The organism is Rhodococcus artemisiae (assembly GCF_036327795.1).
GTDB lineage: Bacteria > Actinomycetota > Actinomycetes > Mycobacteriales > Mycobacteriaceae > Rhodococcus > Rhodococcus artemisiae.
Map to the genome: position 1 here is coordinate 207016 of NZ_JAUTXY010000007.1, position 20998 is coordinate 228013.

Sequence of the window (20998 nt, forward strand, 5' to 3'; positions counted from 1 at the left end):
GGGGCAGCTGCGTTCGAGGAACCCGCCGGGTCTAGGCGTCGGCCGCTTCGGCTGCCGGATACCGAAGTACTCCACGGATGTTTCGCGCCGAGCGCATGTCCTCGAATCCGTCATTGATCTTTTCCAGGGGGTACGTCCGCGTCACCATCGCATCGAGATCGACCGAACCCGAGCTCCACAGTTCCAGCATCTTCGGAATATCGGAGCGTGGATTGCCCGACCCGTAGAGGGTTCCGACGATGCGCTTCTCCATCAGAGCCAAGTCCATCATGCTGACAGCCACCTCTTTTTCGGCGAGACGGTGCATGTTGGCTACCACGAGCCAGCCCCGCTTCGCGACCATCCTCAGTGCCTGGGCGATGAGCTTGCCCTCGCCCACGCCCATGGCGCAGATGAAGCGGTCGGCTCCTCGGTTCCAGGTGGCTTCCTTCACCACCTCCGCCGCCTCCTCCCAGGAAGCAGCGACGTGGGTAGCTCCCAGCTCGAGCGCCTTCTCGCGCTTGAACTCGCTCGGGTCGATCACCGTGATAGTGCGCGCGCCGGACAGTTTCGCTCCCTGCAGTGCTGCCGCACCGATACCTCCGAGGCCCGCAACGACCACGTTGTGGCCCGGCTCGATCTCGGCGGCGTACACGGACGCGCCCCACCCCGTCACGAATCCACATCCGAGAAGGCAAGCCCGGTCGAGGGCATGATGGGGTTCGATCTTGACGCAGCTGGCCTCGTTGACCACGGTGTGATGCGCAAATGTTCCGAGGGCTGACGAGATCGACAGGTCCTGTCCCCGTGCATGATGCCGGCTGCCGCCGTCGAGGATCTGCCGCCCGCGACCGATCAGGGCTCCGAGGTCACACAGGTTCTGGTGCCCCGTCGAGCACGACGGACAACGGCCGCACGTGGGAACGAAGCTGAAGACGACGTGGTCGCCTGGCTGAAGCCAGGACACATGCTCGCCGACCGCTTTCACCACGCCTGCACCTTCGTGTCCGCCCACGAACGGAATCTGGAAGGGCATGTCTCCCAGCAGGATGTGCTCTTCTGTATGGCACATCCCCGACGCGTGTAGCTCGACCAACACTTCTCCGGTTTTCGGTGGGTCGAGTTCGACCGTCTCCACGGACCACGGCGCGTTGCGCTCCCAGAGGATCGCAGCCTGAGTCTCCATGTGAATCCTTCCGTGCATGTCGACGCCCTCGCGCCGGTCAGTGTGGTTCGCGTTGGTCTGCTGATCGACGTCAGCTGATGATCGACTGGAATTCGAGGTACTCGGACAGACCTTCCGGACCGCCTTCCCGGCCGAGACCGGACTTCTTGAATCCTCCGAAGGGTGCGCCGCAGTCGAGGGCCGGTGCCGAGTTGATCGACACCGCGCCCACACGGAGCTGCGCCGCAATGCGATTCGCACGTGCCGTGTCCGATGACCAGATCCCGCCTGCCAGACCGTATTCCGAGTCGTTGGCCAGAGCGACCGCGTCGACGTCGTCCTCATAGGGAATGACGACGACAACAGGACCGAAGAGTTCGTCGCGGGCGATGGCCATGCTGTTGTCGACGTTCGCGAGAACTGTCGGGGCTACGTACCATCCGGTGTCGAAGCCGTCGGGCCGTGCACCACCGACGATCACCCGTGCACCCTCGTCCACCGCCTGAGCGACGTAGCGTTCCACGCGGTCGCGGGCGGCGGCATTGATGAGCGGCCCCACGTCCGTGGTGCGGTCCGACGGGTCTCCTACCACCAGCTCACCGACGGCAGCGCCCACTGCCGCAACGACTTCGTCATAGCGGGACCGGGGTGCCAGGATGCGGCTGCGGGACACGCAGATCTGCCCGTTGTTGCCCATCACGCCACCGACAAGGCCACCGATCGTCTTGTCGTCAAGTACGACATCGTCGAGGAGAATCGCTGCCGATTTACCACCGAGTTCGAGACTGCACCGTCGGATGTCGGCAGCGCACAATGCACCGATACGAGCACCGACTGCGGTCGAGCCGGTAAAGCTGATCTTGTCTACTCCGGGATGCGTCACCAGCGCTTCGCCGGTCGCAGCGTGGCCCGACACGATGTTCACGACGCCCGGCGGAAGATCGGCCTGCTCGATCACCTCGGTGAAGAGAGAGACTGCCAACGGCGCGTCGGGGGCCGGCTTGAGCACCATCGTGCACCCGGCGGCGAGCGCAGGAGCGAGCTTGAGGCACGCGGTGAAAAGCGGGGCGTTCCAGGGTAGGATTGCCCCGACCACCCCGACCGGAAGCCCACGGACGCGGACTTCTCCGCCCACCATCGACGGGCGCACTTCGTCGAACGGGTAATCGGCGCCGATCTTCTCGTAGGCTCGCAGCGCCCCGAGGGTGCTCATGACATGAACGAACGACGATGCGCGACGCGGTGTTCCGACCTCGGCCGAGAAGAGCTCGGCAAAATCGTTCTTTCGAGTTTCGAAAGCGTCCGCGAGGCGGCCGAGGGCTGCAGCCCGGTCCGCGGGGCTGTACGTTGCCCAGTCGTCGTGCAGAGCCGACCTGGCAGAATCGACCGCCTGCCCCACCTCGTCCGCGGTGGCTTCGGAGACGTATCCCAGGACCTCCCCTGTCGCAGGTGAGGTCACCTCGATCCGCTCACCCCGACCGGGACGCCACGTACCGGCCACGTAGATTCCATCGAACGTCCGCATCGGACTCCTCTCGACCGGGAGCGTCGGTTCGCTCCGAAGGTCACTTGCGCGACTGCACCACCAACTCGCATCAAATTCTGGCAGTAATGTCACTTTAGAGCAAGGGGTCAACGTCGCTGAATTCACGCTGGTCGGCAGCATGCGCTACCACGTGCATCTCTTCTGACATCAATGTCATGGGATGATCGGGTTACGCGGCTCCGATCACGATGTCTTACCCAGATAGCGCGTGTCCATGATCCCGGTGAAGTCCACCTGAGCCACCTCATCCATCCCGACCACGGCGTTCGAGTACGCAACTGTCGTGGGGACACTGCAGATGAAGATGTCGTATGCTTCGTCGCTTGCGATTCCCGACGCCTTCGAATACAGCTCCGTGCGCTCCGCGTCACTGATGCCGGGGTTCAGAGATCCCAGTACCGCATCCTGGAACTCCGGGGAGGGCTCGGTCGGGAAGAAGGTCGGCGTCATATAGCCGGCCATCAGTGTCTGCGCCGGGAGCGGATAGGTGACACGAACGTTCATGCTCCCGTATCCGCCTTGCGCAAACATCAGCTGCGCATCGCCGGCAGCCATGGCCACTACCTCTGTGTCGACACCGACGTCATCGAGCTGCGCCTGAATGGCCGTCAACATCTCCTGCTGAGGCGAAAGACCTGTAATGTTGACGATCCGCAGCTTCAGGTCGTCGGGCACCCCGGCGGCGCGCAACAGTTCCCGCGCCTTGTCAGGATTGTAGTCGTACCTTCCGGCGACGTCGCTGTTGTGGCCGACCACCCCGGCAGGCAGAGGTTGCGACAACGGTGCGCAATGATCCTTCGTCAGCCCCGACCTGATCCCCTCCCTGTCGATTGCGTAGTTGAGAGCCTGCCGCACTCGAACGTCTGCGAGGTATTCCGCGCCGATATCGAGCGCAATCGAATAGAACGCAGCAGAGGGGAAGTTCTGCACCCGGTATTGCGGTTGCTGGGTGAGCCTGTCGAGTTCATCGGTCTGCCCCACCTTCGCCAGCATCACGTCGATCTGCCCACTGCGGAAGGCGTTGAGGCGGGCATTGTCATCGCTCATTCCGATGATCTGGAGCGTCGCTGCCTTCTGAGCATCCGGATCCCAGTAGTGTTCGCTGCGCGTATAAGTGATGCGGTCACCGAATCGCACCTCACTGGGTTGGTACGGTCCCGATCCCGCTGTGGTCTGCGTCAGGTCGGTGCCGTCCTCGAGGGCACGGGGGTTGATGATTGCAGCGTGAGTACTGGCCAGTACCGACGCCAGATCGGCCGCAGGACGAGTAGTTGCGATGCGAACCGTGTGGTCGTCGACTACTGCGACATCAGCAATCATCGACAGCGCCGGCGCGGATCTGAAACCCACAGTGCGAGCGCGAGCGAGACTTTTCACCACAGCCTCAGCGTCTACGGGGGCACCGTCGTGGAAGACTGCGTCGGTCCGCAACGTGAAGTCCGCCGATAGCCCATCCGGCGCGAACTGCCACGACTCCGCGAGCATCGGAGCGATCTCCGGCCCCACCCTCACCTGCGTCAACCGGTCGTACACCGGTGCGAGATAGGGAAAATCGACAATGTTGACGACCGACTGGTGAGGGTCCAAATTTGATGGGGGCAAGGTCCAGGCCACCTCGAGTGAGGCTTCACGATCCACCGCTCCGGCGCCATCGTTCCCACGTTCTCCGGAACCAGTACATGCGGTCGTCACCAGCAGAGCCGCTATCAGAACCGACGACCGCGCGAGCCCTCGTCGAACGCTGTGATCGAATCTCACCAGGAACACCTTTCATATATGACAAGAGCTGAATGCCCGCAGCGATTCGGGGATTGGCAGTGGTCCAGTTATCTTGTTCGCCAGAAACTTCGATCAGAGTTGCGTTGTTTCAGGTCGGCTTGGATCCCCATCGCCGCGGGGAGCGACTGCAGCGTCTCGTCCGGCCAACCATCCATAGGTCAGCGCAGGACCGAGCGTGCCGCCGGCGCCGCCGTAGGTCATGCCCATCACCGATGCCATCGCGTTTCCTGCTGCGTAGAGACCAGGAATCGCCGTGCCGTCCACACTCTGGACACGACCATGGGCATCGGTGCACGGGCCGCCTTTGGTGCCCAGAGCACCGCTACGCACCTGAACGGCGTAATACGGCGGCGCATCGAGTGGTGCGACGTTTGCGGCAGCGGAGTCCCCGGCGTCACGATCGCCCCACCACCGGTCCAGAGTCGACTCGCCGCGTCCGAAGTCCGGATCGTGGCCTGCCACCGCATTCTCGTTCCATCTCCGGACAGTGGCGACCAGCGCTGTTTCAGGGACGTCGATGGCCTTTGCCAACGTCTCGAACGACTCCGCACGGGTGATCCAGTCCGGGAGCTCGCTTGCCACCGAGTGGGACGCCAGACCGAACTTGGTCAGATAGTGATGGTCGAAGATCAACCACGCCGGATGGTTCGAATAGTTGTAGGACGAGACGTCAAGATAATGGAACGCTGCACCGAAGGCGTTGTAGTTGGCCGACTCGTTGGCGAATCTCACTCCGGCTCGATTCACCATGATGCTGTGTGGGCGGGATCGTTCGCCGTTCACCAGCCAGGGGACTCGACCGAGGTCGGGATGGTCGATGTCGATGGTGGGCGCCCACCAGGCTTCGCGCATGTTTCCCAGGCTCGCGCCCACCCGCATCGCCATGTCGAGTCCGTCCCCCGTATTGGTGGGAACGCTGACAGGACGGTCGAGCGGACCGCGCAGAAACGATCGAACACGTTCCGCGTTGTGTTCGAAACCTCCCGTTGCCAGGATGACAGCGCGCCGAGCCCTGACCTCGAATTCGACTCCATCCGTGTCGAATCGGACGCCGGCCACGCGGCCGTCCTCGACGATCAGCGACCTCGCCCGGACCCCGGTCCGCGGAGTAATTCCACGATCCAGACACCCGCGCAACATCGCCCCGACGAGCGCCTGCCCGGTGCCTCGTTCGTCGCGTATCTTCCGCCGCTCCAGGTCCTCGGACGTCGGCCCGGTGCCCGCGCCCTCCCCGAATGTGGTCTCACTGATCGCAATATTCGACGGAAGTTGGTGTCCCACCCACACTTTCGATGCCCACTCACCGAGTTCCGCAAAAGGGAACAGTGGGCAGGCCATGGTGCGTCCGCCGCTCTCCTTGGCCCCCGGATGGGTGGGATGGTAGTCCGGGAACCCCGCGATGAGCTCGAACTCCACCGGGGTGTGTTCTTCGAGCCACGATACTGCCTCGGGTCCGTGTTCGAGGAATGCTCTCAGGAGAGAGTCGTCGACAAGTCCGTGGGTCAGCGACTTGATGTATTCGAAGGCCTCCTCCGGGCTGTCCGAGATCCCGTTGGCTTTCATGTGTGGATTGTTCGGCATCCACACCATTCCGCCCGACCATGCCGCTGTGCCTCCGACATACTCGGCCTTCTCATAGATACCTACGTCTGCGCCCGCATCGTGGGCGGACAGGACCGCGGCGAGTCCGGCCGCCCCCGATCCGAGCACAATGACGTCATGAGTCACAGGATAATTCGAATCCATACGAAGATCTCCAATCAAGAGAGATGACCTGCGGACCGCAGCGCCCTGGTCAGATGACGAGGTCTACCTCGACAGGGACCGGTCCTTCCACAGTTCGGATACGGCGATCGCGCCCATCGGGGGCGGAACCGAGGGCGGTGCCGGTGTTCGGGAGAACCGCGGCGCCGGTGCCGGCTGAACAACACCGTCGAGTTCCTCGAACACTCCCCGACTCACCATGTGTGGATGCTCGGCTGCTTCCGCGAAATCGAGGACCGGAGTGACACATGCGTCGGTGCCATCGAAGACGGTGGTCCAATTGTCGCGGGTCTTCGTCGCGAACTTCTCTTCGAACAGAGTGCGCAGCTCACCCCACCGCGACGTGTCATGTTGCGGCGGCAACGAATCCGGACAGTCCCAGGCCCGAGACCATCTGGTGGTAGAAGTCGGCTTCGAGCGCACCGACCGCAACGTATTTCCCGTCAGCGCATTCGTACGTGTCGTAGAACGGTGCGCTACCGTCGAGCAGGTTCGTGCCCCGTTCGTCCGACCACTGGCCCGCCGAACGCAACGCCCACAGCAAATGGCCGAGCACCGGAGCACCGTCGACCATGGCAGCATCGATCACCTGCCCGCGACCGGATCCGGCGCGTTCGTGTAGCGCCGCGAGGACGCCGACGACCAGGAACATGGACCCTCCGCCGAAGTCTCCGAACAAGTTGAGGGGCGGAACGGGACGTTCCCCCGCCCGTCCGACTGCGTGGAGCAGTCCGGTGAGGGCGATGTAGTTGATGTCGTGTCCCGCGCTGAGGCTCATCGGGCCGTCCTGGCCCCATCCGGTCATCCGGCCGTAGATCAAACCGGGATTGCGCGACTGGACATCGTCGGGGCCGACGCCGAGCCGTTCGGCCACACCCGGCCGAAACCCCTCGATCAGGATGTCGGCGCGGTCGATCAGCGCAAGAATCGATTCCTTGTCCTCGGGGTCCTTCAGATCCGCTTCCACCAGAATCCTGCCTCGAAACTGTGCGTTCCGCGGACCGACAGGACCGAAGTTGTAGTCGGGCCGCCGGACACACGCGACCTCGGCACCGAGGTCCGCCAGGATCATCGCTGCGTGCGGACCCGGACCGATACCCGCAAGCTCGACGACACGAACCCCGGCAAGTGGCCCTCCCCCGGTCGTCTCACGAGGTGCGAACACGATTCTCCTGTTCCTGTTCCTGTTCCGTTCGAGGGACACCCAGAATCTCGTCGATCCGGGCTTCTGTGTAACCCAGGTCGACCAGCACCTCTCGAGTGTCCCCACCGACTGTGAACGACCGTCCCGGCTTGTCCTCACCGTCCTCGCCCCACTGCACGAGAGCACGGACCATACGCAGCCGCCCGAACTGTGGAGCAGAGACGATGTGGGAGAAACGGTTCTCCTGAAGGAACGAATCCTCGAGCGCGTCCTTGTCCTCGACTACCCGACACGCGGGCACACGGTGCTCGGAGAGGAGTACGAGTGCCTCCTCGACGGACCGCGTTGCCAGGGCGGACTCGACTTCGGTGAGGTCGCCGGTCCCGAGCGCATGGAGAAGAGCCTGCGCCCGGCCTTCGCCGACAGCGGCGACGGCGATCCATCCGTCGGTGCAGGCGTAGAACCTGTGGCCCTCCGCAGGACCCGGATGGTCCATCCCACCCCGCTGCGGCTCGGGGCGCCCCAGGTACGACGTCAGCTCGCTGCCCTGCAGGAATATCGACGTACTCGCAAGGGAAACCCATACCTGCTGCCCGACACCGGTCACCCCACGCTCGTACAGAGCAGCCAATACTCCGAGGGCCCCGAGCGCGCCCGTGCAGGTGTCGTGAGCAGGCATCGGTGCTGCGAGGGGCTGCGCATCACCGCCTTGCGCGGCCGCCATCCCGCTCAGCGACTGGAACACCGGGTCGAACCCCGGTGCCGTGGCGTAGTCACCTGCGCGACCGTAGGCGGACACCGTGCACTGCACCAGCTCGGGGTGTTCGCGCTGCAACACCTCCGGGCCGATGCCGAGCTTGTCCAGATGCCCAGGCCGTAGGTTCTCGACGAGCACGTCCGCTCCGCGGACGAGATTGAGCAGGGTGTCGCGTCCCGGCTCTGTCCTCAGATCCAGTGCTGTACCGAGTTTGTGTTGATTCACCGCGATGAACGACAGGGTGAAGGCTCGGTAGGGATCTCCGTTCCGCGGTTCGACCTTGATCACCTCTGCGCCGTGATCCGCGAGCAGCGACGCCACCAAGGGAGCCGCGAGAAACGTGGCGGCGTCGATCACCCGAATCCCTTCGAGGGGGCGCCGCGTCGAGGGGGCCTGAATGCTCGTGGCCCGAGTCCGACGCGTCCACAACTGCGACGCGGGGGGCCTCTCCGCGACGGCAGCGTGGGCCGCCCGCACTCGACTGCGAGAGAATGCGATCGGTACATCGGGCATGGTCACTTCGCCCAGCACGTCGTGTTCTATCCGGGTCATGCCGTGGTTGGCAGCGACGATGTCGCTTGCCGCCCATTCGGCCCTCGTCCGCACCGGCGCGCACGGCACGTCTGCTGCGGCGAACGTAGCGATCCAGTGGCTGCACGGTTCCGTAGCGAACAGCGACTCGAGTTCCTGTTCGACGGCGTGCACTCCGGGACTGCCGACGACCATCAAGTTTGTGAATTCTCCGGCGACCTCCGGAAGCACCAGGATGTCCATCCGATCGAGTGCGTCGAGAGCCCGGATGAACAGGTCCGGGGTCAACGTCGCAAGGAAGAACCATTGCCCGTCCGATGCCTGGTACATACGCCAGAACGGCAGCGACCGCACCGAGCGTCCGGGGCTGAAGACGGGTTGATCGACTCCCTCGATCATCATCGTCGCCATTTGCGTTCCGGCCGCGTGCAATCCGCTCACGACAGCGGTATGCCCCGATCCGGTACTGTTTCGGCCTACCAATCCGGCGACAGCGGCTCCGGCGCCGAGTGCACCATGGAGAATCGACGTCGTTGCGACGACGGGCGCCACAGGTCGATCCTCGACACAGGGATATCGGCCGGCGACACCGCCGACGGCATCCAGCAGCAAAGGATCTTCCTCGAGTTCCGCCCATCTGCCCGTCGCCGCATACGGTGGCATCCACACGTGTATCAGTTCGGGATTCAGAGCCTGGATATCCTCCGCACGCAGTTGCGATGCTCTGAGTCCCGCCGGCGTGTGATCGACCACCATGACATCGGCTTCCATGGCCGCATTCCGGATCTCGTCGGACCCCGAGGGCACGAGTCGTTTTCCTCGATCCCACCACACTTCACCCGGGTCGGCTGGGATGACCGTGTTCCGCACAGGGGCTACGACCCTCACAACATCGGCCCCGAGGTCGGAAAGGAGCTGTCCGGCAATTCGTGCGGCCCGCGTCGTCGACACCTCCAGGACGCGGATTCCGATCAACGGACAGTCACTGTGGTCCCGACGCGACCCGGACATGCTGGTCATTCTCGCCTCGATTCAATTCTGCTGTCCTTGGGCTCAATCGGTTTCGCGGTTGCACGACAGCGCGACAGGTGCGACCAGCATGTATCCCGGGTGAAACCCTCTCGTTGTCTTCGCGTTTCGAATTCGATGTATCGGTCGAGGGCCAGCCGCTCCATGTCGAGGAAATTCCCCCTCGGATTCAATCGCCGTGCCGCAGCACCGACCGGACAACTGTGAACCACATCACCGTCGAAATCAAAGTAATCCGATTACTCGTTTTGGTCAACACTATTACCTCGAATTGTCGCCGCCAGCCGCATCGGGCCCCGTTTCCCATCGACCATCACTCAACCCTTGGATCTGACGTTGACGTCACTTAGACTCGTCGGCAAACGCGCACGACCACCGATGACTGTGCCCCACCGCCTCGAAGGAAACCGTTGTGAACGAGCCCGGGACTGCCGCACGACCCATCACCACCCTCGCCAATCTGCGCGACGTGGCTGGGCTGCCGACAGAGGACGGCGGGGTGACACGGCCCGGAGTGCTGTACCGAAGCGACGCGCCGCGGACGGATGACACAGCACCGGTGCATGTTCTGTCGTGGCCGCCGCGTGTCGTAGTCGATCTACGCTCGCATCGCGAGCTTGCACGTTCCCGATGCGAGTGGCCCGACAGGACCACTGTGCATCACCACCCGCTGCACGATGACGCAGCACCGGGGGTTACGCCACCGGGAGACCTGCCGGAGCTCTACGATCTCATCCTCGACTCCGGCGCGGCACGTATCGCCGCACTCATCTCCCTGGTCGCGCACGCGGACGGACCTGTACTCATACACTGCGCGGCAGGAAAAGATCGTACCGGTGTGGCAGTCGCCGCCCTACTGCTCGCCGCCGGCGTCAACCCCGAAGCTGTGGTCGCCGACTACCTCGCCACTGCGCCGAACATGCCCGCGTTGCGACAGCGGTGGGCTTCCATCCGGGCAGCGGCCTCGGACGGCCCGCCCCTGGGCGAGCACTGGTTCGAGACACCCGAACCGGCAATCGTCGCGGTCGTCGAACGGATCATCACTGTGCGGGGTGGGCCGGTCGGGTGGCTGCGGGATCACGGGGCCGATGACACCGATCTCCACAGATGGCGCGAGCGAATCCGTGCATAGCAACGTAGTTCCTTCCCACCCGGAGTCAGCCACACAGAATCGGAGTACCACCATGCGAATTCATATCGACGCCCTCCAGTGCGAAGGACACGGCATGTGCGCGGCAGCCGCTCCGGATCTCTACGACCTGAACGACGACGGGTACGCAAACTCTACGGACTTCGATGTTCCTCCTGAGTCCGAGGAGCAGGCCGACTCCGGTGCACTGGCATGTCCGATGGGCGCGATCAAGGTTCTGCACTGAGCGGCCGCTTCACCCTGTGTCCGTGTTCGAACCAGAGGAGTCGGGGCGGTAGCGACGGTGGGAGGGATTCGAACCGTGGTTGGTTCATGGGGAGCCCAGCGGTATTCAGACGGCGCCCTTGACGCATCGACATGGTGTCGAGGGCGCCGCGTTGATCGCCGGTCCGCCGACTCTCGCGGAGCCCCGAATCGGTCGGTCAAGGGTGACATCGGTGGAGAAAGGCCAGCTTCGTCCCCAACTCCGCGACGTCTTGCAAGGATCGGAGCAGGTCGTTGAGATGGGTGCACGACACGACACCCCTGAACTCGGCCCCGACGAGGGGCGCGATATCGGGCACCGTCATGCCGACCAGCCGATCCACCGCTTCCACGGCGCTCGAACATTCCGGCCACGGCAGCACATGCGGTGTTGCTGCCGCACGGACGACCTCGAGCGTGTCTGCGCGTGCAGTCAGGCCGAGGTGGTACTCGTGCACCACCGTCTCGACACCGATGCCGTCGACGTAGCTATCGCGAAACATGGCGTCTACGGAAATGTCGCCATCCCCGTGTACATCGATACGCCGCAGCCGGCGCATCCCCTTCGCAGGCAAGTCATCCATTCCATGCCACCCGAGCGGATCTTGCCCACGGACGATGTCCGGCGCGAGTGGGCCGATGACCACGGGCGCGACGCCGTTCGCTTCGATTCCCCCGATGAATACACCGCCGGTTACGAAGCCCGCACAGTAGTCCGCTCGAGCTGCCGCACCCGACCGCGGAACGACACCGTCAACGGCAGCGGGATCCTCACGCGTGAGTGCGTAACCGGAAATCACCGTGGCCACCGGAACATCATCGAGTACGCGGTGCAGCAGCGAGTGTTCCTGCCTGTCGTCGCAGAGCGTTGCCACGAGTGCGGAGCGGAACCCCGGTCCAGCACGAGTCCCGACCAATGCGGTCAGATCCGGACCGGACTTGCCTGCATTCGCGGAGACGACCATTCGACCCTCCACGAAATCGACCTCTACGGCGCTGTCCACGGCGTCGAACTGCACGGGTGAGCCATCACCGTGAGTACCGAGGTCTCTTCCGCTGCCCTTCAACAGCAGCGGGCCGTCAACGCCGTCGGGACGAAGGATGTGGACTGCGGTTGTACGCCGCACCGAATACGGCAACCGTGCCGGAGTGGACTCGGTCGGATTGTGTACTCCCCTCCGCAATACCCACGAGTTCTCGTGCACAGCTCTCCTCACATTCGCCCCACCCCCCTTGTTAATGTACACTCTTGTCAGATATTGGTATCCAGGATCGGGATCGCCAGAAAATTTTGAATACCCCTTCACAACAACGACTCTCGGATACCCGAGGCGCGCATCCCCATGCAGGAACCAGCGCCCGAACACTGATCAGGAGTTGTCCATGACTTCCCAGCCCGTAGAGCTCGTACCCGGCGCACTGTACGTAGTCGGCGACTCGACCCCGAACGATGGGCGCTTGTCCTGGGCCGCCCCCGGCACATCGACGTTCGAACCCATCAACGCATTTCTTCTCGTCGAGGCGGGCCGCGCCCTCCTCATCGATCCCGGTGTCGCGGCACATGAAAGCGCTCTACTCACCCAACTGGGTGAGATCATCGGGCCCGAAACCGAATTGTCGGTGTTCTGCACGCGCTTCGAAGGCGATTGCGTGACCGCGCTGGGCCCGGTCATCCGCGATTTCAACGTCGTGAGCATCTTCGGCGGTGGAGTGAGCAATCCATTCGACTTCTTCGAGGATGTCAGTCCCCAGGAGCAGATCCGCACCGACCATCAGATCGAGATCCTCCGTAAGAAGGCAGGAGACACGATTCCGGTCGGGCCGGGGCGAAACGTCGATCTACTCTCGACGTCACTCCGCGTCCTGACCACGTTCTGGCTGTACGACGAGCGCACAGGCACCCTGTTCACCTCGGACTTCTTCGCGTACGAGGGACTCGATCATGCGGATCGATCAGATCTCGTTCGCAACACGAGCCCCGACACGGTCGACCGCGATGCCGCGGCGCGACGCCTGTTCACCAAAGTCGACTGGTTACTGCTCGCCGACCCGACACCGTTCGTCGACGAACTCGACCGGCTCTTCGACACCTACGACATCCGCACGATAGCTCCCGCTCACGGCCGAATCATCGCCGGACCCGATACCGTCCGTTCCTATTACGAGCTGACCCGCGACCTCCTGCTGGCCTGCGGCCGAACTCACTCCGCACGAGAGGTTTCCGTCCATGGTTGAGCCGTTTCGTGAGATCGCCCCGAGCCTGTTCTGGTTCGGCGACTGCCTGAAGTTCGAATACGGAGACGAGATCTGGCACGGTCATGTCTCCACGTACCTGATTGTCGGTGACGAACGGACGTTGCTGCTCGATACCGGCCACCCCGCTCACTGGGGTGCCGTCGAACCGGTACTCGACGAATTGCTCGGTGATCGCCCTCTCGACCTCGTGATGCCCACCCACCCGGAGATGCCACACGCCGGAAACCTCCCGAATCTGGCGCGCAAGTATCCTGGACTCATCGTCGTCGGTGATACCCGCGACTACCACCTGTACTACCCTCAACTCGCCGATCGACTTGCTCCGACCCCGGTAGGTGAGCGAATCGACCTCGGTGGACGCGAGATCCATGTACTGCCCGCAATCTGGCGCGATCTTCCGAATACTGTGTGGGCTTTCGACACCGGCAGTCGGGTGATGTTCGTAGCGGACGGCTTCTCGTATTCACACCATCACCTCAACGGTGAATGCCGTTTGTACTCCTCCGAGTTGCCACAGGCACCCGATCTCGAACAGACAGTGTTCCTCAACGAGCGTGCCTTGTTCTGGACCCGGCACGTCGATTCCGAGCACAGTGAGCCGGATCTCGAGGCTCTGTTCGAACAGTACCGCCCCACTCTCGTAGCGCCTGCTCACGGCAGTGTCATCGATCATCTCGATGAGATGGTCGAGCTCCTCAAAGCCGGAATGGCCGAGAGCCGCAAACAGAACCGGCTCGTCGAGGCGCGGTGGGCGCCGACCGACGGCGGCGGATAGGCAGTTCGCTCGAACGATGTGCATCTCGAGCGGTAGTTGTCGATCAGCGGACTTTCGACCTGTGGTCCGAATGAGCTACCGAAGGCAGTGCCGCTGCACGAAGCATGGAGACAACATGCACGAGAAAATTTCGGTCAGTGGGCTCTGCTTTCCGGCTCACGATCTCACCGCCACGTTGTCGCAGTTGGACAGCATCGAGGCGCGACGAACGACGCTGCTGGCCGCGAAGGTTTCCGAGCGCGGGTGGAACGCGGGACTGGAACGCGTTCGGTCCTCCGGCGTCTCGGTGACGGCACTGATAGAGAGCCCCTTTCAACTCGCCGACGAGCGAACTTGGGTCGGAGCGCGGTCCAGAATGATCGACACACTCGATGCCGCCGACGCCTTGGGCGCCTCAGCCGTGTACATGCCTACGGGGCCTCACATCAGTGCCCGATGGGGCGAGTGCGCGGCGGCGTTCGTCGAGGCTGCCCAACCTGTTCTCGATCATGCCCGACGTCTCGGCGTGCGGCTCGCTATCGAGCCGACGAACTGGCTTTACGCCGATCTGTCTTTCGTTCACTCCGTCCACGATGCACTTGCGCTCTTCGAACTCTGTGACGTGGGGGTCTGCATCGACCTCTTCCATGTCTGGACGGAGGCGCACTTCCAGGAGAACCTCGAATGGGCGGGAGAGCGGATAGTGCTGGTGCAGGTGAGTGATTACATCCTGGGAGACCGTTCGCTCCCCGGTCGTGCTGTTCCTGGTGATGGCGGAATTCCGATCACGGACCTCCTCGCCTCGACACTGACAGCAGGATATGAGGGCGTATTCGACATCGAACTCTCCGGACCTCGAGTCGACGCCGAAGGGCAGGCCGCAGCAGCTCGCCGGGCTATGACTTGGCTCGACGAAGCGATCTCGAAGGCTTCGATCCTCTGAGCACCAACGCTTTCGACGGCATCCGGAGGCCGACGTCACCCATTTCCTGAGTGACCCCACAATGCTGCATGCAGCACTGCACGTTCCTCGTCGAGTTCTCGCCGCGAAACCGCTGCATCGACCAACACCGCGGAACAATGGAACGTGCCGGGAAAGAGATGCGCTTCCACCTGGACCCCTGCCGCAGCGAGCGCGCGCGAGTAATTCAAGGCCTCATCTCGCATGGGATCGAACTCCATCGCCGCGATGTAGGCCGGGGGAAGCCCGGCCAGATCCGTAGCGCGCGCCGGTGCAGCGTACTCGGATACGTCCGCCGTCCCTGGCACTCCGGGTCCGAGATAGTACGCCCAACTCGCTTCTGCCGCAGACTGTGACCACATCGGGGTATCGACAAACAGGCGCATGCTGGCCGTGGAGGTGGTGTCGTCGAGCTGGGGTGCAGCGAGGTACTGGAAGCATGGTTCGGGGAGCGACCGAACTTGTCCGTCGTCTTCCCGCCGCAGGTCGCGTAGTTTCAACGCGAGGGAAGCAGCCAGGCCTCCACCCGCACTGCGGCCGTGCAACACGATCCGGCTCTGGTCGACGCGCAAGCATTCCGACTCGGCCACCAACCATGTGAACGCAGCGACAGCGTCGTCGAGTGCTGCCGGGTACGGATGCTCGGGCGCGAGCCGGTAATCGACTGCAACGACCACCGCTCCCAACTCGTACGACAGTCGCTGATTCCGCGCGTGAGTGGCGTCGATCGACCCCATGACGTAACCGCCCGAATGCAGGTGCAGGAGCGCCGGCATCAGTTCATCGTTGTCCCGCGGCCGGTATACCCGCGCGCGCAGGGCCGAGCACCCCGCACCACGATCGAGCCCGAACTCCTCGTCGCGCACAAACGGGTGCGGTTCGACGGGCTTTGCGCGTTGCACACTGGAAAACCGTGCCGAAGCAAGGTCGGTCAGGTCCGGGGCGGGAAACTGCCCGGCGGCGTCGACGAGCTCGGGATCGAATCGGTAACCCATCATTCGGCTCGGTGCAGGATGTACTCGGACGGGTCCGGCTCACGAGTGCGCTGCCAGAACTCGAGGGTGCTCAGCGGCCAGTTCTGCGATACCCGGCCGGACGAGCTCTTGTACCAATTGTGAACACCCTTCACACCGAACGCCATCGCCGCACTCGCTGCATCGACTCGCTCGTAGAAGCTCTCGAGCGCGTCCGGGCGGCAGTCGATCGTATGCGCGTCGGCTTCGAGCAGCCTGCGAAGGCAGGCCATCACATAATCTACCTCGGCCTCGGAGAACAACACGATGCTGCCGTTGACCACCAGATTCGTGTTGGGACCGTAGAGCAAGAAGAGGTTCGGAAAGCCGGGGACGGTGATACCCACGTTCGCGCGCGGTTCGCCATCCCAGATGTCGTGCAACCTCACCCCGCCACGACCGGCCACTTCCATCGGCACGAGGAACTCGGACGCCCGGAACCCGGTTCCGTAGATGATCACATCAACCTCGTGGCGACGTCCATCCGCGGTCACGAGACCCTGAGGTGTGATCTCCGTGAGCGACTCCGTGACCAGCTCGACGTCGTCACGCTTGAGTGTGGCCGCCCACCTGCCGTCGTCGCGCAACATCCGCTTCGCATACGGCGGGTAGTCGGGGACGACGTGTGCGAGAAGGTCCGGGCGGTCATCGAATTCACCCTCCAGATACGACTCGAGCGCGCATCGAAGAGAATAGTTGTCTTCTGACACCGATCCCGGCTTGTCCCATGCCGGGTCGACGAGGGCATACCTACGACGCCCTTCTACACCCACCCAGAACTGCAGGAATCTGAACCAACGGTGATAGCCGGGTATTTCCCGGAGCAGCCAGCGCAGTCCCGGCGCAAGTTCGGCGTGGTAGTTCGGTGTCGGCATGATCCAAGGCGGAGTGCGCTGGAAAAGCACGACATGCTCCGCCTTTTCCGCGATTTCGGGCACCACCTGGAAGGCACTTGCACCGGTGCCGACGACAGCGACCTTCTTTCCACTCAGGTCGACCTCGTGGTTCCACCGAGCAGTGTGCCATGAGTCACCTGCGAACGATTCGCGTCCCGGTGTGGCGGGGAAAGCGGGACGGTTCAATTGACCGACCGCACTGATCACGGCGTGTGCTTCGATCGTGTGTACGCTTCCGTCCACGGTGTCACGAACGGTGAGCCTCCAGATCCCCTCCCCTTCGTCGAACGTCGCCGCCGAGACCTCGGATCGGAATCGAATGTGGCGCCGAAGTGATTGCGTGTCGGCGAAATCTCGGAAGTACTCGAGGATCGAGTCACGTCGCGAGTACTGGTATTGCCATCTTGCATGCTGCGCGAAGGAGTAACTGTAGCAGAAGTTGCTGGTATCGAGTTGACAACCAGGATAGTCATTTTCGAGCCAGACACCGCCGACGTCAGCGTTTCGTTCGAGTACCGTGAACGGCACTCCGGCTTCGTCCAGTCGGTGGGCCGCTGCCAGGCCCGACATGCCGGCGCCGATCACGACGACACGGAACTCACGATCGGGACGCACATCCTCGAGCGCCCAGCCCGGACCGTTTGCGTCGACGCCCAACTGCCCCAGGAACAACGACAGGTAGTCGGCATCGACGGGACCGGTGACGAATTCCATCAGGGGCCGCAGTTCATCCGGCCGGTATTCGGGCGCCGCGGGGCGACCGGCCCGATGCCATTCGAGCAAGGCTCGGAACGCACTCGCACGACCCAGCTCCTGGGCTTCGCTCGACAAGCCGCCTTGCGGTTCGAGCCCGAGCGGCGTTGGGTGCACTCCCGGCCGCAACTCATCCCGAAGGATCTCGTGGTTCCCGGTCAGGTGTGCCACTGCGGGCAACAGGGAGGGTAGCTCGGCGACCTTCACGGCGCTGCGAAGCTGCTCTTCGAAATTCGCGTCAACAGGGATGGATCCATCGTCGCCCATCACGATCAAGACACCGAACGCACTTGGGTAGCAAGCGTATCGAACTCATCGATACCGAGCACCGAATCAGAATTGCCCGCATGCTCCGCGCGCGACTCACTCCTCATGTTTCCTCCATGCCTGTGATTCCACTCCGTAGCTCGTTGGACGCCAACCGGGGGCGAATGCACTCTCGAGTGGAGCAAATCCTGCTTCCACCGAACGAAGCACAGCGTCGCTCTTCAATTCTGGCAGTAATGTCACCTCAGTTCAACCGCGGCGAGTAGATCAGACCTCCACACGAAAACAAGAAGTATCGACCGCGTGGGCCCACCCAGTTCTGCGCGGAGTGCATACCTCGCTCACTCCATCACACTGCAGTCCACTCCGTTCAGACGCGCATCGATATGTCGCGCAAGCTGTTCACCCGCGCGGTGCACGTGCTCGAGCGTCACGATCCTGGCGCACTCGGAATTACGCGAGCGTATCGCCGCGAGTATTGCCGTGTGGTCTTCCACTGTTGTTGCGGGCCAGTCGGTGGAGCAGGTGCAGCCCTTGGTTGTATAGAACCTTCGCGGCGTGTAGCGCGACAGAATCTGAATCACCCAGCCCAGTTTCGGGGCGCCCGCCGCCAGATTGATCTCCCGATGGAACCGATGGTTCAGCTCCTCCACGGCACTCAGATCCTCGTGTTCGGCCGCAGCCACCAGCGACACGTGGATGTCTTCGAGCCGTGAGCACTGCATCGGCGTCATCCGCGCAGTCGCTCTCGCCGCCAACTCGCCCGCCACCGTGGCCTGAACCAGAAAGATGTCACGGATATCGTCCCCGGTGACGTTGGCTACCGTGAAGCCACGACGAGGCTCGAGTTCGAGAAATCCCTCGACCTGCAGTGCCTTGAGCGCCTCCCGCGCCGGCGTGGGTGAGATACCCAAGTCTCCGGCAATCGCTTCGGGGCGCACCCGCACGCCGGGTGCCAGTTGCCCTGAGATGATCTGGTCCCTCACGTACGCAGCGGCTTCATCGCCGAGTTGCTGGCGGGCGATGGGGGCATCTGTAGTCATTTCTTCGATACTCCTGTGACTTTCTGTCCGCAGTCCTGTTCGACCGGCACCGAATCCGTTATCGGCGAACCCAGGTGAGCTGACGTCTTCGTCGTCGGCACCGTCATGACGTGAACAGCCGTATCACTGCGGTCAACGTGAGTCGTCGGCTCTCCCCACCATCGGGCGCCGGCCTGCTCCGGCGCGCTCCTCGGAATCGAATGATTCCTTTGCGCCACCACCCAGCATGCCCGCGCGCAGCCCTCATCATGCTCAGTCGGACCGGACGTCGCGGGACTGCTCGTCCGGATCCGGCTCGGGGCCCGAACTCGAATCGGTGCCGCCGGGGGTTCCGAGCAGATCGAGCAGAGCGTCGACCGTCGCATCGAGGTCTGCTGCAGAACTCACTGCAGCGACGTACCTGTCCGGCCTGACGATATACACCTCGGCAGTGGGTCGTTCCAGGTAGGTGTCCCGCAGACCGCCTTCGAGGTCGTAGACGTCCACCACGGGAACGCCGACGTCGCCACGCCGCGCAGCCGGGTCGAACTGTCCCTTCCTGCGATACGCCGGAGGCACATGCGACTGCACGACGATCCCATTGTGCGAAGCGAGTCGAGCAGCAACCCGCGGCGACAGCGCTTCGGTGACTCCCTCTACCACTCCCACTACCGCGATCCGGGTACCCAGCACATCGTCGAGACGCAACCGCGTTCCGTCGAGCTTCTCGACCAGCGGCTGTGGAAAGGCACGGCCCACAGGAGACGAACGATCCTTGCCGTCGCTCACGACGAATCCGTCCTCGTATCGCGGGACAGGCTTGTACTTCATCTGGAGGATGTAATCGCGGCCACCGGGTACACGCTGAACCCCGCGGAAGAGCACATTGCGGAACCACTCGGTGGCCCGGTTCGCGGGATGATAGAGACGACCCACTCCGGTGGCGAACTGCACCATCTCGCGGGCCGTTCCCCGGCGTTCCGATTCATAGGTGTCGAGCAGCGTCGGCGACGCCGATCCGGACAGGACCATTCCCAGTTTCCATGCAAGATTCGTCACGTCCCGCATCCCCGAATTCATGCCCTGTCCGAAGAACGGTGGCTGAAGGTGCGCGGCATCGCCCACCAGGAACACCCGGCCTTCCTGGAATCTGACAGCGGTGCGCGAATGATGCCAGTAGATTCGGCGGCGCACGGCCGGGGGCACGTTTCCGTCGGGGTAGAACTGCTTCATCAGGGTCGCGACCGTGTCGGGCTCTGCCATCCGCTCGGGGTCCTCCCCGTCGAGCACCTTGAATTCGAATCGGCGGTAGCCGAACGGCAACGGGATCGTCATCGAAGGCCGTTCCGGCGACGTGTACACCGCGGAATACGGCGCGTCCCAGGTATCGTCTTTCACATCGACGACGAGCCACTTCATCGGCGCCGTGTCGCCCTCGAGTTCAATATTGACAGCGTCCCTGACGAAGCTGCGACCACCGTCGGCACCGATCACGTAGCGCGCACGAATACTGAAGGTTTCGTGATCCTGCTGCGCCATGACGGTTACTCCGTCGGCGTCCTGTTCCAGTCCCACCGCCTCGCACGCGGTACGCAATTCGACGGTACCGAAGCGCCCTAGACTCTTTCTGAGCACCGCTTCGAGGTTCGGCTGGAAGAACAGGTTACGCCGTGGCCACCCGTAGGGCCGGCCGCTCGGCGCAACGTGGGCAAGAATTCGTCGGCGCGAGTCGTAGTACCGGATCGGTGCATTGCGCACCGAGTTCGCCAACACCTCCTCGGCCATGCCGAAACCTTGAAGGGTGCGCAGTGCCTCGTCGTCGATTCCGACCGCGCGCGGCTCGTCGAGAATCTCCGCCGCGCGATCGATCAGGGTTGTCGATACTCCGTACTGTCCGAGAAGATTTGCAAGCGTTACACCCGCCGGCCCGGCACCGACAATAACCACATCACGCTCGAGGGCTTCCATTTCGTCTCCTGGCTCGTGTGA

At 63.3% G+C, this 20998-nt stretch carries 15 protein-coding genes and 1 pseudogene; 5 read left to right on the forward strand and 11 right to left on the reverse strand.

Annotation, left to right across the window (positions count from 1 at the left end; genetic code table 11):
- Nucleotides 1-31 precede the first annotated feature (31 nt).
- The 6 genes and pseudogenes from Q7514_RS16790 to Q7514_RS16815 form a co-directional block, all read right to left on the reverse strand.
- A complete protein-coding gene (locus Q7514_RS16790; RefSeq protein ID WP_330134420.1) occupies nucleotides 32-1165 on the reverse strand; it encodes an NDMA-dependent alcohol dehydrogenase in 1134 nt (377 codons plus the stop codon).
- A gap of 70 nt (nucleotides 1166-1235) precedes the next feature.
- Nucleotides 1236-2669 carry an aldehyde dehydrogenase gene (locus Q7514_RS16795; protein ID WP_330134421.1) on the reverse strand — a complete coding sequence of 478 codons (1434 nt, stop codon included), beginning with the start codon at nucleotides 2667-2669 and terminating at the stop codon, nucleotides 1236-1238.
- A gap of 204 nt (nucleotides 2670-2873) precedes the next feature.
- Nucleotides 2874-4292 (reverse strand): ABC transporter substrate-binding protein, encoded by a 1419-nt coding sequence (locus tag Q7514_RS16800; protein ID WP_330134422.1) that lies wholly within the window; start codon nucleotides 4290-4292, stop codon nucleotides 2874-2876.
- A gap of 249 nt (nucleotides 4293-4541) precedes the next feature.
- The gene (locus tag Q7514_RS16805) at nucleotides 4542-6197 is read right to left on the reverse strand and encodes an FAD-binding protein (protein WP_330134423.1); all 1656 of its coding nucleotides are present in this window, start codon (nucleotides 6195-6197) and stop codon (nucleotides 4542-4544) included.
- Nucleotides 6198-6278: 81 nt separating this feature from the next.
- A pseudogene (locus tag Q7514_RS16810) lies at nucleotides 6279-7398 on the reverse strand (CaiB/BaiF CoA transferase family protein).
- Nucleotides 7382-9685 (reverse strand): CaiB/BaiF CoA-transferase family protein, encoded by a 2304-nt coding sequence (locus tag Q7514_RS16815; RefSeq protein ID WP_330134424.1) that lies wholly within the window; start codon nucleotides 9683-9685, stop codon nucleotides 7382-7384. Before Q7514_RS16815 ends, Q7514_RS16810 begins: the two are co-directional and overlap by 17 nt.
- Nucleotides 9686-10106: 421 nt before the next feature.
- On the opposite strand from Q7514_RS16815, the gene Q7514_RS16820 reads away from it, so the two are divergent.
- Together Q7514_RS16820 and Q7514_RS16825 are read left to right on the forward strand one after the other, a co-directional pair.
- Nucleotides 10107-10826 (forward strand): tyrosine-protein phosphatase, encoded by a 720-nt coding sequence (locus Q7514_RS16820; RefSeq protein WP_330134425.1) that lies wholly within the window; start codon nucleotides 10107-10109, stop codon nucleotides 10824-10826.
- A 52-nt stretch (nucleotides 10827-10878) separates the two neighbouring features.
- Nucleotides 10879-11070, forward strand: coding sequence for a ferredoxin (locus tag Q7514_RS16825; RefSeq protein ID WP_330134426.1), 192 nt, complete (start codon nucleotides 10879-10881; stop codon nucleotides 11068-11070).
- 196 nt (nucleotides 11071-11266) lie between these two features.
- On the opposite strand, the gene Q7514_RS16830 is transcribed toward Q7514_RS16825, so the two are convergent.
- Entirely contained in the window at nucleotides 11267-12292 is a 1026-nt protein-coding gene (locus Q7514_RS16830) for a DUF2889 domain-containing protein (protein WP_330134427.1), read from the reverse strand.
- A gap of 178 nt (nucleotides 12293-12470) precedes the next feature.
- On the opposite strand from Q7514_RS16830, the gene Q7514_RS16835 reads away from it, so the two are divergent.
- From Q7514_RS16835 to Q7514_RS16845, 3 genes are all read left to right on the forward strand, one after another.
- Nucleotides 12471-13322, forward strand: a complete 852-nt coding sequence (locus Q7514_RS16835; protein WP_330134428.1) for an oxygen-binding di-iron domain-containing protein — start codon at nucleotides 12471-12473, stop codon at nucleotides 13320-13322.
- A complete protein-coding gene (locus Q7514_RS16840; RefSeq protein WP_330134429.1) occupies nucleotides 13315-14118 on the forward strand; it encodes an MBL fold metallo-hydrolase in 804 nt (267 codons plus the stop codon). Before Q7514_RS16835 ends, Q7514_RS16840 begins: the two co-directional genes overlap by 8 nt.
- A gap of 115 nt (nucleotides 14119-14233) precedes the next feature.
- Nucleotides 14234-15040, forward strand: a complete 807-nt coding sequence (locus Q7514_RS16845; protein WP_330134430.1) for a sugar phosphate isomerase/epimerase family protein — start codon at nucleotides 14234-14236, stop codon at nucleotides 15038-15040.
- Nucleotides 15041-15075: 35 nt separating this feature from the next.
- Here the strand turns inward: Q7514_RS16845 and Q7514_RS16850 are convergent, their stop codons facing one another.
- The 4 genes from Q7514_RS16850 to Q7514_RS16865 form a co-directional block, all read right to left on the reverse strand.
- Entirely contained in the window at nucleotides 15076-16056 is a 981-nt protein-coding gene (locus tag Q7514_RS16850; RefSeq protein ID WP_330134431.1) for an alpha/beta hydrolase, read from the reverse strand.
- A complete protein-coding gene (locus tag Q7514_RS16855) occupies nucleotides 16053-17987 on the reverse strand; it encodes a flavin-containing monooxygenase (protein ID WP_330134529.1) in 1935 nt (644 codons plus the stop codon). The genes Q7514_RS16850 and Q7514_RS16855 overlap by 4 nt, the downstream gene beginning before the upstream one ends.
- Before the next feature lie 341 nt (nucleotides 17988-18328).
- Nucleotides 18329-19030, reverse strand: a complete 702-nt coding sequence (locus tag Q7514_RS16860) for a GntR family transcriptional regulator (RefSeq protein ID WP_330134432.1) — start codon at nucleotides 19028-19030, stop codon at nucleotides 18329-18331.
- 252 nt (nucleotides 19031-19282) lie between these two features.
- Complete coding sequence (locus tag Q7514_RS16865) at nucleotides 19283-20977, reverse strand: bifunctional 3-(3-hydroxy-phenyl)propionate/3-hydroxycinnamic acid hydroxylase (RefSeq protein ID WP_330134433.1); 1695 nt, start codon at nucleotides 20975-20977, stop codon at nucleotides 19283-19285.
- Between the last annotated feature and the right edge of the window lie 21 nt (nucleotides 20978-20998).

Coding starts and splice junctions, on each gene's coding strand:
- Q7514_RS16850 (WP_330134431.1), bottom strand. CDS start 16,056: ATGATGGGTTACCGATTCGATCCCGAGCTCGTCGACGCCGCCGGGCAG.
- Q7514_RS16860 (WP_330134432.1), bottom strand. CDS start 19,030: ATGACTACAGATGCCCCCATCGCCCGCCAGCAACTCGGCGATGAAGCC.
- Q7514_RS16835 (WP_330134428.1), top strand. CDS start 12,471: ATGACTTCCCAGCCCGTAGAGCTCGTACCCGGCGCACTGTACGTAGTC.
- Q7514_RS16815 (WP_330134424.1), bottom strand. CDS start 9,685: ATGACCAGCATGTCCGGGTCGCGTCGGGACCACAGTGACTGTCCGTTG.
- Q7514_RS16790 (WP_330134420.1), bottom strand. CDS start 1,165: ATGGAGACTCAGGCTGCGATCCTCTGGGAGCGCAACGCGCCGTGGTCC.
- Q7514_RS16840 (WP_330134429.1), top strand. CDS start 13,315: ATGGTTGAGCCGTTTCGTGAGATCGCCCCGAGCCTGTTCTGGTTCGGC.
- Q7514_RS16865 (WP_330134433.1), bottom strand. CDS start 20,977: ATGGAAGCCCTCGAGCGTGATGTGGTTATTGTCGGTGCCGGGCCGGCG.
- Q7514_RS16795 (WP_330134421.1), bottom strand. CDS start 2,669: ATGCGGACGTTCGATGGAATCTACGTGGCCGGTACGTGGCGTCCCGGT.
- Q7514_RS16845 (WP_330134430.1), top strand. CDS start 14,234: ATGCACGAGAAAATTTCGGTCAGTGGGCTCTGCTTTCCGGCTCACGAT.
- Q7514_RS16855 (WP_330134529.1), bottom strand. CDS start 17,987: ATGGGCGACGATGGATCCATCCCTGTTGACGCGAATTTCGAAGAGCAG.
- Q7514_RS16825 (WP_330134426.1), top strand. CDS start 10,879: ATGCGAATTCATATCGACGCCCTCCAGTGCGAAGGACACGGCATGTGC.